Origin of the sequence: Hymenobacter mellowenesis, from assembly GCF_030581005.1 — a bacterium.
Taxonomy (GTDB): Bacteria; Bacteroidota; Bacteroidia; order Cytophagales; family Hymenobacteraceae; genus Hymenobacter; species Hymenobacter mellowenesis.
Map to the genome: position 1 here is coordinate 324562 of NZ_JAUQSX010000006.1, position 15183 is coordinate 339744.

Annotated in this window: 13 protein-coding genes and 1 pseudogene; all 14 read right to left on the bottom strand. The window is 60.2% G+C overall.

Features of this window, described 5'->3' with window-relative positions:
* Positions 1-47: 47 nt before the first annotated feature.
* On the bottom strand, positions 48-3767 hold the full coding sequence (locus Q5H92_RS13845; RefSeq protein ID WP_305012127.1) for an RHS repeat domain-containing protein: 3720 nt from the start codon (positions 3765-3767) through the stop codon (positions 48-50).
* Between the two features lie 95 nt (positions 3768-3862).
* The gene (locus Q5H92_RS13850) at positions 3863-6814 is read right to left on the bottom strand and encodes a tape measure protein (RefSeq protein WP_305012128.1); all 2952 of its coding nucleotides are present in this window, start codon (positions 6812-6814) and stop codon (positions 3863-3865) included.
* A gap of 151 nt (positions 6815-6965) precedes the next feature.
* A complete protein-coding gene (locus Q5H92_RS13855) occupies positions 6966-7250 on the bottom strand; it encodes a hypothetical protein (RefSeq protein WP_305012129.1) in 285 nt (94 codons plus the stop codon).
* 68 nt (positions 7251-7318) lie between these two features.
* Entirely contained in the window at positions 7319-7675 is a 357-nt protein-coding gene (locus tag Q5H92_RS13860) for a hypothetical protein (protein ID WP_305012130.1), read from the bottom strand.
* A 34-nt stretch (positions 7676-7709) separates the two neighbouring features.
* On the bottom strand, positions 7710-8129 hold the full coding sequence (locus tag Q5H92_RS13865; RefSeq protein WP_305012131.1) for a hypothetical protein: 420 nt from the start codon (positions 8127-8129) through the stop codon (positions 7710-7712).
* 19 nt (positions 8130-8148) lie between these two features.
* A complete protein-coding gene (locus Q5H92_RS13870) occupies positions 8149-8583 on the bottom strand; it encodes a DUF3168 domain-containing protein (RefSeq protein WP_305012132.1) in 435 nt (144 codons plus the stop codon).
* Positions 8584-8586: 3 nt separating this feature from the next.
* Positions 8587-8937, bottom strand: coding sequence for an HK97-gp10 family putative phage morphogenesis protein (locus Q5H92_RS13875; protein WP_305012133.1), 351 nt, complete (start codon positions 8935-8937; stop codon positions 8587-8589).
* A complete protein-coding gene (locus Q5H92_RS13880; RefSeq protein ID WP_305012134.1) occupies positions 8921-9247 on the bottom strand; it encodes a phage head closure protein in 327 nt (108 codons plus the stop codon). Before Q5H92_RS13880 ends, Q5H92_RS13875 begins: the two co-directional genes overlap by 17 nt.
* Positions 9247-9738: a head-tail connector protein gene (locus tag Q5H92_RS13885; RefSeq protein ID WP_305012135.1), complete on the bottom strand. Its 492-nt coding sequence runs from the start codon at positions 9736-9738 to the stop codon at positions 9247-9249. The genes Q5H92_RS13880 and Q5H92_RS13885 overlap by 1 nt, the downstream gene beginning before the upstream one ends.
* A gap of 323 nt (positions 9739-10061) precedes the next feature.
* Positions 10062-11213, bottom strand: coding sequence for a phage major capsid protein (locus Q5H92_RS13890; RefSeq protein WP_305012136.1), 1152 nt, complete (start codon positions 11211-11213; stop codon positions 10062-10064).
* A gap of 15 nt (positions 11214-11228) precedes the next feature.
* Positions 11229-11963 (bottom strand): HK97 family phage prohead protease, encoded by a 735-nt coding sequence (locus tag Q5H92_RS13895; protein WP_305012137.1) that lies wholly within the window; start codon positions 11961-11963, stop codon positions 11229-11231.
* Positions 11964-12028: 65 nt separating this feature from the next.
* A complete protein-coding gene (locus tag Q5H92_RS13900; protein ID WP_305012138.1) occupies positions 12029-13363 on the bottom strand; it encodes a phage portal protein in 1335 nt (444 codons plus the stop codon).
* A complete protein-coding gene (gene terL, locus Q5H92_RS13905) occupies positions 13363-14814 on the bottom strand; it encodes a phage terminase large subunit (protein ID WP_305012139.1) in 1452 nt (483 codons plus the stop codon). Before terL ends, Q5H92_RS13900 begins: the two co-directional genes overlap by 1 nt.
* Positions 14804-15097: pseudogene (locus Q5H92_RS13910) on the bottom strand (terminase small subunit-like protein); the annotation flags it as partial. The pseudogene Q5H92_RS13910 and the gene terL, both read right to left, overlap by 11 nt.
* Positions 15098-15183: the final 86 nt, after the last annotated feature.

The following is a 15183-nucleotide window of genomic DNA, read 5'->3' on the forward strand; positions in this document are numbered from 1 at the left end:
ACCGCCGCCGCAAGGGTGACAGTGCCTTTCCAGTAATGGCGCAACGTTTAGGGCGTAGCGATTCGAAAGCCTTCCACGCCGTTGTCGAAGCTGATGCGGTAGCCGAGCTTGCCGTTCTTGGTCGCAATTCGGGCCTCGTCGGGCGTGGGCGGGAAAGCCCCGCCGTAGTCGCCGTCGGCCAGCTTGCGCACGGTGATTTGGGCGGTGCCACGCCGCTCGTTCTTGAAGCAGCTCAGCACGATGAACCGGCCGTCGAGGTCTTCGGGCATGTCCAGCATCAGGCCAATGCGCAGAAAGTCGATGCCGGGACCGGCTACCTCGCCCGACACCTCCGTGGCCGGGGCTGCCCGCAGGGCCATCCGGTCCTGGGCGGCGTTGTCCAGCAACGGGGCCGTGGCGGGGTAGTTGGGCCGCTTCCAGGCCGTGGTGGCCGAGAAGTCCTCAAGCGAAACCGCGTGGCGCCAGGCGTAAACGTCCATCTTTTTGGCCGGGAGCGGATTGCCCGCCGCGTTCGGCAGCAGCGGCAAATCGGCGTGGGTCAGCTCGACATCGTCCAGCCGGATGCCGGTGATTACCGAGGCGTCGTTTTCCACTTCCTTAAAATCTTCCTTCAAATCGCTCCAGTCCACGAGGCCGGGCTGGATGCTCAGGGCCACGTAGTTCAGCTTGAGCGTGGTGGCTACGCTGGCCGCGTCGGTTGCCACCGGGGCGATTACCCGCACCCGGACTGCGGTGCCGGGCAAACCCAGCGGTAAGGGAAGGGTGTACTCCTTCCACTTGTCCTTGCTTGAAACAAGCAGCGGGAAGGGCTGGCCGTACGGCGTGCCGTCGCACACCACCTGGACGTTGACGGTGGCGGTCAACTCGTTGGGGTTTTGCGTGGTGGGCTCCAGCAGCGCCTTAAACTTGAGCACCAGGCCGTCCTCGTCCTGGCCCGTGAGGTGGGGCGCGGCCGGGGAAATGAGGTAGTTGTTGGGCGTGAGCGTGGTAGTGTAGTTGGCGAACAGCACCGCGTACTCCTTCGCCTTCTCGCCCTTGGCGCGGGTCACGGCGGGGTTGCCCTGCACCGACCAGTACAGGGGCACGGTGTTGGCGCCGTTCCACTGGGTGAAGTCGCCGTTGCGCAGCAGGTTGGCTTCCAGCTTCAGCGCCACGGTGGCTTTGAGGAGTTGGGCGGCGGCAATCGTGTTGCGGGTCTGGGTGCCGCCAATCCAATACAGCTCACGGTCGGCCGTCGCAAATTGCGATTCCAGGATGCGCAGCGGCGGGGCAACGGTGTCAATGCCGGAAGCAGTCAGTTCGGTGCCCGTCACCAGTCGGCCCGCCGGGGTGAACACGCGCACCGCGAACGGGTCGTGCACCTCGTTAAGCGCAATGATTTTCCAGCAGCCGTCGGCCTGGAACAGCAGCGCGTGGAACACCCGCAGGATGGCGTTTACCACCGTCCGGCAATCGATGATGTCCTCGTCGGCGATGACCTTGCCGTCCTTCTTATCGTAGGCGTTGCGGTGCACAAAGGCTTCGAGCAGCGGCTCACCGTCTGCCGTCATCAGCCGGTCCCGCAGGTTGTTGCCGCTAATCAAGGGCAAATTGACGTCGCAGAAGCTGAGGCACTTGAGCAGAATGGAGAGCATGGACGTGCGGGCCGTCTGCCGGTCGCGCTGGTGGTTGACGAACTTGGTGCTCTTGAGCTGGCCCAGGCCGTCGGTGGCCAGTAGGGTAACTTTCTGGCCCGCGCCGAGCAGGGCTTCCCGGTAGGTGGTGGCGTCGATGTAGCCGCGGAACTGCAACGCGCCGTCGCGGTAGTAATCCACGCGGTGGCGGCGGTCGTCCTGGCTGGCCGTGTCCACGAATTGCTGGGCCACGCTCGTCAGCACCTCGAACCGGAGGTTGGCGCCGACCGCTTCGGGCAGGTAGCCGCCGGGTTCGCCGCCCGTGTCCCAGCTCAGCTCCACCGGGGAGCCCGTGCCGCACACGTCGGTCACGTTGCCGGTCCAGTCGCGCTCCAACAACTGGATTTCGAGGGGCTGGCCCTGCACGTCGTCAAAGGTGAGCTGCCAGCGCACCCGGTAGCGGTCCTCAATGTCGAATTCCACTGTGGTGTAGCGGTCGTTGGCATCGTAGGTGTCCACCACGAAGTGCCCGGCGTGTAGGTTCTCGTAGACGCCCGTGGTGTTGTCCTGCACGTAGCCCGTGCGTACGCCATTGCGCAGATGGAACCGGATGGGCAGGGAGGGACTGGTCGCCAGGATGACCACGCTGCCGTTTTCCTGCCCGGCGTTGTCGACGTCGTTCTTGATGACATCGATGACCTTCAGGTCGCCCAAGTTGGTTTCCTGCGCGGGCGTGGTGTCGTCAAACAGGATGAAGTCGTTGCCTTGCGCGGGGCTAAGGCCGGGCGGGGCCACGGCCAGGCTACTCGTGCTGGTGGGCGCGTAGTTTGGGGCGGTCGGGTCGTAGACGTGGTAGCGTACGCGGCGGCTCAGCGCGCCCAGGGCATACTGGTCGATGGCCTGCGCCTCCGGGATGGCGTAGTAGAACGGCGCGTAGTCGTTAATCTTCTCCCAGTTGTTGTCCGAGGTGCCAGCCGTGGGCGTGGGGATGCGGCCATCGGCAAAGTCCTTGGAGTTGAGTTGGCGCCTGGCCCGGTAGAAGCCGTCCCAGCCGTAGCGCACGACGGCGCCGTTCTCGTAATAGGTGTAGTTCGTCAGGGCCGTGGCTTGCGGGTGGCGGGGAGGCGAATAAAAGTAGTCGTACTCGGCGGAGGAGCGCAGGCCAATGTTGCTGACTGTAAACAGCTTGGATTTGCCAAAAATGGGCAAGGGTTCCCAGTAGGTACTGCTCAAGTTGTTGCCCGTGGGGGCGGGGATTCGGCCCGTGCCGGCGAAATTGGCGGCCACCAGGTCGGACTTGGCCCGGAAGTAGTCGGTCTGGTTGAGCAGCAGGACGCGGCGGGTGAACTTCACAATGGCCCCTTGGGCGTACCGTACCGTCTGGTCCCAGAAATCCGGGTAGTTCACGGGGATGGGGGCCACGGCGTAGCCCTGCTTGGTGGTCTTGTTCCAGGCGTAGCCGCTCACGGCAATGGTGGCGCCAAAGCCGTTGCTGACGGTGGCCGCCGAGCCAATCATTTGGTACTTGAACCAGTCGATGTTGGAGGGCAGGCCCGGCGTGCCGGTGCCGGGCGCCGCGCCGGCGGCCACCGTGACGGTGGGCGTGGTGTACTGGCAGTTGCCGTTGTCCTGCAACTGGATGGCGTAGGCGCCGGCCGGCACGTTGGCGTAGTCGAGCTGGTAAACGGCCGGCAGTACCCCGGCCGCGCTGAAGCGGGTGCTGGAAGTGGGGCTGCCGAGCTGGGGGTTGTAGCCGGTGAGGGGCGGGTAGCTGGTGCTCACCTCCACTCGGATGTGGCCGTCCGCACTGGAAGGGGTGCTGGTGGGCGTGGCCAGCACGTCCACCACCATCAGGTCGCAGGTGCCGTCGCATTGCGTGGACGGCACGTCGTCAAACTCATAGTTGCGGAAATCGGCCGTGGCGCGCACGATGCGCATGATGCCCACGCCGCCGCTGCCCACCGCGCAGTAGCGTTCCAGCTCCGTGCCGGCCGCGTACGCCGTGGCGTAGGTGCAGGAGATGGCTGTCGAGGTAATGCTCGACATGGGACTCAATCCCCGCTGCAATTGGCCGGTTTCAAAGTAGGTTTCGGTTTTCGCAAACGAGTTGTCAGGGTTGAGGACGCAAAAGGTGGTCAGCAGGAGTTTCGCCATAAGTCGGGAGGGTTCTGGCGTATATATCCCCGCGCAATGGGCAGCAAAAAGGCCCTCCGGTCAGGGAAGGCCTTTTATGGCGTGGCGATAATGCCTTAGCGGGTGTTGGTCAGCCGGTAGCTATCGACGCGCATGACGCTGCGAAGCTGGGTGCCGTCGGCCCGCAACTCCACCGGGGCAAAGTTGACCGTGATGCTCACGGCCTGCTTGTCCTTGCTCGACGTGCCGCTGCCGGGCGTGGGCGTGGCCGATGTCTGGGGCGTACTGCTTTGGCTTGTGCTGGGGGTGGCTGCCGAGCCAAGTGCCGACACAATTGCCCCGCCCAGATAGAGGGCGCCACCAGCCGCCAGCTCCAGGCCGCCGGCCGTGACCATCGCCGGGTTGGCGGTGGCAAGGCCCAGGGCGACGTGACCAGCGCCCAGCAACAGGAGCTGCTTGCCGAAGTCCTTCATGAAGTTGCCCACGATTTGCAGGGTCTGGCCGAAAATGCTGGCCAGACCGTCCGTGAGGCTCATCTGACCGGTGATGATGCCGCCGATGCCGTCCAGGATGACGCTGGCAATCTCCCCGAGGCTGTCGCCAGCCTGCTGGGCCGCCCCCGCGTAAACGTCGGTCAAATCCAGTTGGCCTTTTAGGCCCGCCACCGCGTCCTGGGCCTGCTTGATGAGCACAGCTGAAGCACCGTCTTTTTGGATGTCACGGACAGCGTTTTGGGCCTTCCGAATCCGCTCTTCCAGCTCGCTTTGCGCCTTGCCGCTGAACAAATCGCCGAAGTTTTGGCTGGCCTTGCTGCCGGTACCGCCGTTGAGCGAATCCAGCAGGTCGTCCGTATCGGCGTCGCGTTTGGCGGCTGCGGCGGCGGCCCGGGCCTTCTCCAACTCGGCGGTCAGTTCTTTGGCGTGCTGCCGCTCGGCCAACAAAAATTCGTCGTTGGCTTCGGCACCAGCTTTCTGCAGGGACTCGATGCCTTGCAGTGACTGGCTGAGCTGGCTTTCCAGCAGCTTCACCCGCTCCACCGTTTCATCGGCGTACTTGCCCAGAGCCAGCATTTGCTCCCCCGTGGCCGCGATGCTGGCTTCCGTGTTCTCGAAGATGCCTTTCAGTCGGGCTGTTTCCTGGAAGCGCTCACTGGCAATGGTCAGCAACCGGTATTCCTCCATTGCTTTCTTGAACTTGGGCGAGTCTTCGACCTGGCCGGTTTTATCCAGTTCCACCAGCTTGTCGAGGTACGTCTTATAGACCCGCGCTTTCGCCGCGCCCACGTCGAACGTTTCGCCCTGCACCTGGTATTCCATGTTCACCTGGCGGATGCCGTCGCGGAACGTCTCGTTGGCTTTGGCCAGGTCGGAGAGTTCTTTGGCCTGCTTCTTCGCGTCGGATTTGGAGCCTACGCCCAATTCGTCGATTGCTTTGATGAGGGCCTGTTTCTTGGCCAGCTCGATGTTGATGGCCGCGATGGAATCCTTTTCGGTGTCCTTGTCCAGCGCGTCCTTTTTATCGTTGAGGTCTTTGATGTCGGCTTCCAGGTTCTCCTTGGAAAGCTTGCGCCTCGCCGCTGCCGCCGCTTTTGCCGCCTCCAGTTCCTGCTGGCTTTTGGCCCGCGTCCCGTTGCGCACCACGTTGTTGTCGTCCGTGTACTGTTGCTGCACGCCCAGGCGGCGCGCCATGTCGTTGCGCTTGAGCAGCGCCTCTTCCAGGATGGCCGAGAGCTCCAGTTGGCGCTTGCGGAGCGCGGCTTTTTCTTCCTCGCCGGGAGCAATAACCATTGCGCCTGATTTGAAGGTGCCGGTTTTGTTGATTTGGTTGAGTCGGTCCTGGTAGAACTTGAGTTCTTTCGCCGCCTTACTTACTTTTTCGTTCGCGTCGGGGAAGGCTTCCAGCGCGGCGGTTACGGCGAGCTGGGCCTGCACGTCGCGCAGCTTCACCAGTTCACCCCGGCTGATGGCAATGGCCTTGCCGTACTTGTCAAACTCCGTCACCGCAGCCGGCAGCAGCTCGCCGAGCTGCTGGATGGTCGTACCGAGCTGCTGCTGCTCAAACGTGGTGAGCTTGCTTTTGGCGGTCAGTTCGTCGTAGGTTTTGAGCAGCGGGTTGAGCTTTCCGTCCAGGTCGTCCACGCGTTTGGCGGCGTCCTGGAACTCGTCGGCCGCGCTCTTGCTGGTCACGGCGAAATACACCAACCCGGCCGCCACGGCTGCCACGGCGATGCCCACGGGCCCCAAGGCCCCGACCAACAGGCTGCCGGTTCCCGAAATGAGCTTGAAGCCTTCCACCACTTTGGGTACGGCCACCCCGAGGGTGCCCAGCGCCAGCAGCACCGGCCCGGCCCCGGCCGCCACCCCGGCAAAGCCCAGAATGACTTTTTGCGAGGCGGGCGACAAGGACGCGAAGTCATCGGCCAGGTGCGTGACCTGGGCAGAAATCTTCTCCGCCAGGTCTTCTAGCCCGATGTTCTTGGCCACGGCGTCGCCCAGCTTGGCCAGTGCCAGCGTGCCGGCATCGGACAGGTTTTCCAGGGCATTCTTGATGCCGCCGGACACCTTGGGCAGTTTCGCCAGCTCGTCGGTCACGTCGCTGATGAAGTCTTTCGAGGACTTGCCCGCTTTGGCCAACGAGGCGGAAATGGCTTCCGAATCCACCGTGCCGTAGAGCTTCTTCAGCGCCTCGGCCGCGATGGGCGCCGCCTCGATGATGGGGCGCAGGTCCTGGGCCAGCACCTTGCCCTTGCCCGAGAGCTGCGCCAGCTGCACGGTTACCCGCTCCAGTTCGTTCTTGCCGCCGCCCGTGGTGGCAATCGCGTTGCCGAACGCCAGCAGGGTCTTGCGGGCCTGCTCGGCGCTGATGCCCACGGCTTGCAGGCGAATGGAGCCCTGTTCAGCCTCCTTCAGGCCCAAACCGGGCAGCTTGGCCACTTCCTGGACCTTTTTCAGCTCTTCGCCGACATCACTGGCCCCTTTGTACACGGCGGCAAAGCCCTTTTCGAGGGCCTGGATGTCGCCGGCTACCTTGATGCTGGCGCCGCCCAGCAGCAGGAGGGGGGCGGTCACGTATTTGGTTAGGTCGCCGCCCGCGTCCTTAGCGGCCGAGGACAGGCGCCCGAGGCCCTTTTCGGCCTGCTTTATCCCGTATTCGAAGTCGTCAATTTGGCAATCAATCGCAACCTTTAGGTATTCTAAATCCACGCATCGTCCAGCGATTTTATAGGCGGCCAGCGCTTTTCATCTTTTCATAGAAGGCGAGTTGCTCGGCCAGTTTGGCCTTTGCTTCACCTTCCAAATCATCGGTGGGCAGGGTGATGTATTTCCTGTAGTCCACCGGCTTCTCGTTCATGTTGTTGTAGACTTCGGCGGCCACGCGGCGGGTGCGGTCCCAGTGGTGCCACTGCCGCTGGTTGTAGCCGTTGACGCGGCGTTGGTACTCGCCCCACGTCATTTTCCAGAAGTCCTTGGCGCGTATCCCAACCTCGCCGCAGGCATAATCCAAAAGAGCGCACCAGCTGCCAGCGTAGTCGTCTGGTGCTGGTGCGCTCTGAATGGATGATTCTGCGGTGACTACGCGTCCGACTTTTTTGGCGTGTCGCGCCGCATTTCCGCCATGACCACGAACAGCTTGGCCACCTCGTCGCCACCGGCCGCGTCGGCCCAGAAGGTGACCTCGTCGGCATCGAAATCCACGGGCTCCTTCCTGAACTTGGCGTAGGCGACCAGGGCCGAATACAGCAGGTCGCACACGAAGACGTTGTTCTCCATGCTGTTCGAGAAGTTGAACTTGTTCAGCTCCTCGAAATACTGGTCGAGCTTGATGCCGCGCACGTCGCAAAACACCTTGCTCTGGTAGGTGCCGATGTGGAACCCGCGCTCCTGGCCGTTCAGCAGCATGCTGCCGAAGCCTCTCTCTTTAATTTCCATCCGATAAACACAGGGGGTTATTTATCCGGGTGGATTAGATGGCCAGGAGCAGGGGCTCGGCGCCGATGAGGTTGGCAGTCCAGGTCACGGCACCGGAACCCTCGGGAATCGATATGTCCACGTTGCTCAGGTAGGCCTGCGAGGTGAACACGTAGCCATCCACGCCGCCAAGCTCGTACTCCACGTCCACGAGGGTCTTCTCGCGCAGGCTGGTGTACATCTCCCGCAGGGTGACGTTGGTGGCCAACTCGCCCGTGGTGAAGGTGCGGGCAATGGCGGAAATGGAGCCGTCCCACGACTCCATGCCGGGCACCTGCTTCTTGAAGCCGCCGGTAGCGGAGCACACGACGTCGGTCATTTCCACCTTAGTGGAGAACGAGGCGCTCTGGGCGCAGCCAAAGACCTTGTTGTTGATTTTGATTACAACGTTTGTTGCGAGGATTTCACTAGCCAAAGTAGTAGGGTGGCATCTTTTATTTGTCTTGGTAGACTTTCATCTTCAGGGTTATATATCGCAGAACCTCAACTGAATTTTGATTGAAACGCGACGCTTTACGGGTTTGGGCCACTTGTACCGGGTGCATCTGGAAGTCGTCGGTTAGGGGCAAGTACACGCCATCCAACGCGGCCAGAAGCTGGCCCAGAATCTCCAGCGTCGGGGCATCCGTTACCTGGTCGGCCACGCCGAATGAGGTTATCACCGTAAGTTGAAACACGCTTTCCCAGTGGTTGCATGCCCTGCTGCCCGTGGTCGGTACCGTGGACACCTGGTCCAGCACCACGTAGGGGGCAACGGCTTTCGAGGGAACGTAGGTGTACAGCGGAACCGGCGCGGTGCCCAACACGAGGCCGCTGGCGCGCAGCACCTGCACGAGGGCTTTTTGAAGTACTAAATCGACACTGCTCACACGTTAAGGGCGGAATTTTAAGGCCTGCTTCAGGCTGGCCAGGAAGGCCGTTTTGTTCCGGTGGTAGGCAGGGTAGAGGAAGGGCTGGGGCGCGTTGCGGCCACTGCCCAGCTCCACCCATTTGGCGTAATCGACCCCCACCGTGACGCTGCCAGCCAGCCGTCCGCTTGGATTGGCGTGGATGCTGTCGCGCAACTGGCCTGAATCGACGGGAGCCAAGGCTTTGGCGTCGGTTTCCATCTGTTCGAGCGAAGCCGTAACAGCCGCTTGCACCCGAAGGGGAGCGTTGGTGGCGTAGGCCCTCAGTTTGGCCAACAGGCTTTCAACCCCCACCAGCTTAGTGGTTATCGCCATAGCCGTAGAGGTAGATTTCAGTGTTCCGCTCGTCGCTCCAGATGCTGGTGATGCTGATGGAATGGCCGTTCCACTCCATGCGGTCGCTGCTGCTCAGGCCGCTGGTGAAGCGAACGGTCACCTTGTAGGGCTGGCGGTAACTTATTTTGCCGTTGATGAGGTCTTCCTTCGCGGGCAACGCCTGGATGCGGGCCCAATGCGTGACGCCAGTTTCGGCGCTGGCCGGAACCATGCCGCCGACTTCGTCCTGTACCGTTTGGCCGGGGGTGTAGAAGGTCACCCGCTCCCGGAATTTGGCAGCAGCGCTCATTAAATACTGCGGTAAGCCGCGAGCAATGTTTTAGCTGTGATGCCCAGTTCAGAAGTGCCACTGTTTTCTCGCTCTTCGTAGAGGCTTGCCGCAATCTTGGCAATGGCTACTCTCACGGCGTCAGGAACATCGACAGGGTTTACAGTTACTTGGTACTGCACCGTATAAGTGGGTAGCTCATCCCAGTAGATGGGGTATTCCCGCGAAACAGAAATGCCCTTCACGTACTCGGTGAACCACTTGCCGGAAATGGGAAGCTCAGCTACGCTGGTGTAAAAGCCGGTGACACCCACTACATCAGCCGCGGGTATCTCGCACATTTGAGCAATGGTATAAGTCTTCTGTACCAGTTGGCTTACAAACTGCGTGTTGCACCACGCTTCAGCTAGTTGCCGTGCGGCAGGAATGTATACCGCCAACAGGCTGTCTTCCAGATTGCCGGTAATGCGGCAGTGTTGCTTGAGAAAATCAACATCAATTGGTTCGGGCATTGGGTGAGTGGTCGTATTCTTATCCTATCTATGCGATGAGCAATGCACTAAAAAGGGGTACATCAGGAGCCTCGCGGCCCCGTCCGTACCCCCCGTGTTAGTGCCTCGGTCACTTAGCCGCAGTTTTCTTGCGCTTCCGGGTGGTATTAGTTACCTGGGGCAAGGCTGCCAGGGTTTCCCCTGTTTCCTCAGCTTGCACGACGAGTCCCGCCTGGAGTAGCGCGGCGGCAACACTGGGCGTTACCTCCTTGCAGTCTCCAGCTGACCACATTTCTCGGTTAAGGAGAAATGCGGTCGTTGCTGTTACTAGTGCCATCTGTTGATTAGGCAACTTTGTTGAGCGCGGTAATGGCCGTGGCGAAAGAGCCCTTGATGAAGGCCTCAGGGCGGTTAACCAGCTGCACGTGGCGCGATTCGAGCACTACCAGCACCATGTTCTTCAGGGCGTCGTCCTCGTTCTGGTCGTACACGCGCATGGTCAGGCCGTCGCGGGTGTATAGCTTGGCACCGCGGTCAAACGCGCCAACTACGAACTGGCCTTGGGGTAGGTCGTCCAACTCCACGATTTGTACGCGGCCGATGGAAGGCAGCTGACCCGAGTAGATGGTCGGCAGCATGTAGCTGCCCGTGCTATCCTTTTGCAGCTCCAAATCAGCAACGTCAACCGGATTCATGACGGCGTAGGTAGGAGTGAAGAGCGCAATGCGGGCTTGGGCGATAGCTACGCGAAGCACGTCAATCTTCTGCGCGTTCGGCACCGTACCCGTGAAGTAACCAGCGTTGAAAGGCTTGGCCAGCGGGTAAATGCCTTGCAGGTCATTGCCTGTGCCCGAACCCATGAGCGACTGGAAGTCCAGGTACTCGTTGTGCAGGCGCACCATCTCCGATTGCACGAGGCTCACGAACGTGGTTGCATCCTTGGTCGCCTCTTCCGAGAACTTGGCCGTAACGGCAATCTTCTTAACCGAGGCATCAATCGACTCCGTGGTCAGGCTGAAGTTAGGCTTTTTAGCACCTTCAGCGACCATCTGCGGGCCACCCTCGTAGCCGGTCACGCGGACGTAGCTAATGGATGGGGTATTAATCTGGCCGGCCGAAACGATGCGGGAAATGCTCGTGGGCTTAGTCGGGCTGGCTTGGTAGCCAAGCTCCGTCTTGCCGATGAAGTTGGCGCCAGCGGCCGAGAACATATCAACCGCAGCCTTGGTGCTGAGCGGGATGGTCACCGACTTTACCTCGCTCAGGTTGTGCAGTTCAGCAGCCTTGGTTTCTACAGCCGCCAGGAAAGCGCTTTTGGCCTCCACTTCAGCGCCGCCCAGGCCGGCCCGGTTAGCCTTTGCTTCGAGGGCATCAAACTGCTCCTGAAGCTTCGCCAAGTCAGCCGCAGCCTTGGTTTCAATCTCGCTGATTTTCGACTTGGTCTCGACAGCGTTGGTTTCAATTACGTTGAGTACTTGCTCATTAGTAGCAGACATGTAAAACGTGGGGCACTATTTGTATTTTTCATACACGGCGCGAATAGCATCGACTGTCAGCAGCGGCTCAACCACCACCTGCGGGGTGGCGGGTGCCGGCTCCTGGGGGGTAAGTGCTTTTTCGAGTAGGTCAGCGTATCCTTGCTGTATCTGAATAGCTTCCATTGCTAGAAGCAGGCTCTTTTCATCATCTAGATTGCCCGAGCGCAGGCTTTTCTGTAGCTTTTCCGACCGCTCGTGGAGCCGCTGAATCAGCTGGGTTTGTTCATCCGGGGTCATTTCCAGCAGCGACTTGAAGCCCATCGTGGGCGTATGCTCGTTGCTTCCGTGGGCCGTGGAGGTTACCTCCCACAGCTTGAGTTGCTTAAGTAGCCGGGTACCCTTGGTATTGGATTCCTTGAGGATTACTTGATAGCCGATGCTATGCTCGTAATTGCCTTCGGCCTCGTGGGCCAGCGTTTCATCGCCGAGTGGGGTGTTGGCCGCCTGAGCCGTCACAAGTAGGCCGTGACCATCCTCAACCGCGTCTTTCACCGAACCTATCATCTGGTTGCTGTCGTGGTTCTTGAACCACTTGATGCGCTTCAGATTTTCGGTAATCGACTTAGTAAAAGCACCCGGCAAAATGATGTCATTGTGCGCGTCCACCGAGTGGAAGGCGGCAGCATAGAACAGCACCTGGCGCTTGGCCGGGTTGATGTCCTTCAGCTCCAGATTCAGGGTGTTGGTTTTGTACTCAAACCGACGCATGCAAAACGAATGGCACTTTTTTGGTCGCCCGACGGGCTGCTTTTCGAGGTTATATATCTCGTTTGTTAAGCCGCTATTTTTCCTGTTTCCTCAATGGATTCCGCTGTAGTTGCCATTGCTTCACTAGCCGCCGCAGGTTCTGTTAGTGATTTGCTGTACACGGTGCCTTTGGGCATGAGGTAGCCTTCACCGCCGTCTATGACCCCAAAGCCCATTGCTTCGCGCTTTTCATTGATGGTCAGGTAGGGGCACAGCGCCAGCCACTCGGCTTTTTGTTTTTTGTCCTCTTGCAGCTCATCAATGTGGCTGACGTCGAACTCGATGTAGGCCGCGTCGCCGTAGAGCAGACCCAGCCAATGGTTTAGGCCATCACGAAGCATGGACTCCAGCGGTAGAATGCAACTGCTCCACAGAGCCTTACGAGCCTCGCTCACATTGTTGAAAGTGGCGGAGTCGCCGCCATTAAGCAAGTGCGCCGGGAAGTGGTAGAGGTCGGCAATGGCATTGCGGTCAGCATCTAGTGCCTTGAGCACGTCCAGGTCTACTGCCGACAGGCCCAGCTTCACGTAACCCAGTTTGGCCCCCGTAAAGGGAATGGTGTAGGCCGACTTGGGCGCGAACCAGTTGCGAATCTTGCCTACCAAGCCATTTACCTGTTCCGGGGTCAGGGGCGGCATGGTGCCATCTCCCGTACCCGCGTCGTGGTAGAGAATGCCGGGTACGCCCTGATTTTGGTACTGCTTAATGCGCAGGTCCAAGCCCGAGTTGGCCGAGGTGACCAGCTTGTAGCCGGCGCTGATAGGGGAGAGGCCGTAGCGGCTGTCCTCTGGGTTCCACGCTTTGAGGTGCAGCACGTCCTTGGCCGGGTAGGGGTCGTAGGTGCCGTCACCCTTGGGTACCCGGTAGACGGTGACTTCCCGCATCGGGCCACCGCCGACTACCTCAGTGTAGCAGGGCAGCACCCATAGCTCCTGCACCTTGCCACGCGTGGTGGCATTCTTCCAAATGAAGGCGTTGCCGGTGAGTAAGTACTGGCCGAGCACTTCCTTCTTAAAGTCGGACCAGCTTTGTTTAGGGTTGGGCCGGTAGAGCACGGAAGCCAGCGGATGCTGGGGCAACGGCTGGGCCGTCTGGTCGGCGCTGGTCAGCCCGTAGACGTTCCACTTGGTGGTTTCACCCGTGTTCAGGATGTAGCTGATGATGCTATAGGCAACTGCGTTGGCGGTATAACCATCCTTGAGCACGCTATCCTTGTTCAGGCCCTGATAGGCGATGGGCGTGCCACCCAGCATCTCAACCGGGTTGGTGCGACCTAAGTAATCAGTGCCGACGATAGCCTTGGTTTCCAGGGCTGCTGGGGTATCCTTTGTGGCGAACAGGCTGCCGAAGAAATTGGGCATTAGTAGACATAGTTCTCTCTTTGGGGCTTTGCAGCCTGTATGCGGGCAATGCGCTGGGTCAGGGTATCAACCCGGTCGTCGTGAGCAGCATTGGGGAAGGCGAACAGCTCGGCTTGCATACTATGTATGTAGCTTCCATCTATGAAAACCACCCGCTTGCTGGCGCAGAAAGGCACCACATCGTGGGCCCTGGCCACCTTATCGGTCGTCGGCGCCGGGGCTTCAACTACGTTCACGTTACCCCGCTTGCTAAAGCTCTGAAACACGGACTTCCCGTTCGCCTTGGGCTCCAGGTGCAATTGGCTCTTCACCGGGTCGTAGCCGTTGCGCTGTAAGAACTTCGGAATGTAATTGAGCAGGTCTTCGTATTCCAGCCAGCCAGCGTAGGATTCGCGTACGAACAGCGTGTTGTCCACGTAGCAGGTAGCCAGCAGCGCCGTAGGGTCATTCGCGGTATCAGCCGTCAGCGCCGTATCCGCGTCGAAGTGCCATACCACTTCCTGGTCTGCGGTAAGGCGCTGGAATTCCTCCCAGGTGATGGTTTGAAACCAGTTCTTCTTAAAGATGCCAGCGCTGCTGTCAGCCGGGTTCTGTAATACCTGAGCCGCGTAGGCGTAGGGCCCCAGCTCCACCTTGTAGTTGCGCAGGACCTCCCGGTTCAGGCGCACTGGGTCGAGCAGGTTATCATGCGCCTCGTAGAACGCCACCGCTGCCTGGGGCTTCACCAGCTTCCTGGTTTCCTCCGTCAGTTCCGCCGGCAGGCAGATGTGGTTGAGGTTCGGCTTCTTGCTGAGCAGATGGCCGCTGGGGTCTTCCGATACTAGCCGCTGCATCACGGTCACGGTGACCGTGCGGGCCTTGTCGGTCTTCCGCGACGAGAGCGTTTCACCCAGGAAGTCGTTCGCCGCCTCGCGCTTGGGTTTTGAGTGTGCATCTCTAGCCGAAAGCGGGTCATCATTGAAAATGAAATCGGCGTGCTGCCCGGTGGCGGCACCACCGGTCGAGGCCGTCATATACTTGCCCAGCGCCAGGTTCTCGAACTCGGTCTTGCCGTCGTTCTCGCGGTTGAACACCACGCGTCCTGGATACCACTGCTGAAACTTCAGGCTCTTCAGGCACGCCCGCGCCTTGCCCGCGTTCTTGATACTAATCTTCGCCGCGTAGCTCGTGCCCAATATTCGAACCGAAGGACTGCGCAGGGTCACCCACGCTTCAAATAGTTGCAGGATGGTGCTCTTGCTGACACCGAAGGGGCAGTTGATGAGCACATCCGGCTGGCTCTCCTTGCGCTCCCAGGTCAAATACACCTGCTGCAACTCGTCGCACAGCAGCTGGAGGTGCCAGTTCAGCTTCAGCTCCACGGCTTCGATGGTTTCCCAGAAGCTTTTGAAGAACTCGTAAAAGTTGCGCCGTGCCCGTTCCGCGTATGCCGTTTCCAGTCTACTCAGCATTATCGCGCTTGGCGATTTCTTGCAGCTCGATGTAGAGGGCGAGTTGTTCGTCGTTCCACTTCGTCGGGTCCAGGTCGCTTTCAGTCTTCGTGACCTCCTGTTCCACTTTCACCGTCGTGCCGTAAACATGGCGGCGTAGCTTCGACAGGTTCCAGCGGCGCACATCCGTCCGTAGCCGGGCGTGTGGCACGTTGTCCGCCGAGGTGAGAGCATCGGCAATCTCCACGATGTCCTCGGCCATGAGGTCGAGCTGTAGCTCTCGCGCCTCTTCGTACAGCTTACTAAACGCAGGGGCGGTGGTCTAATTCAGAGTGAGGTTGTGCTTGTCGATGACAATTTTAATACGGGCCGCGTGCATCGTCAGTGATT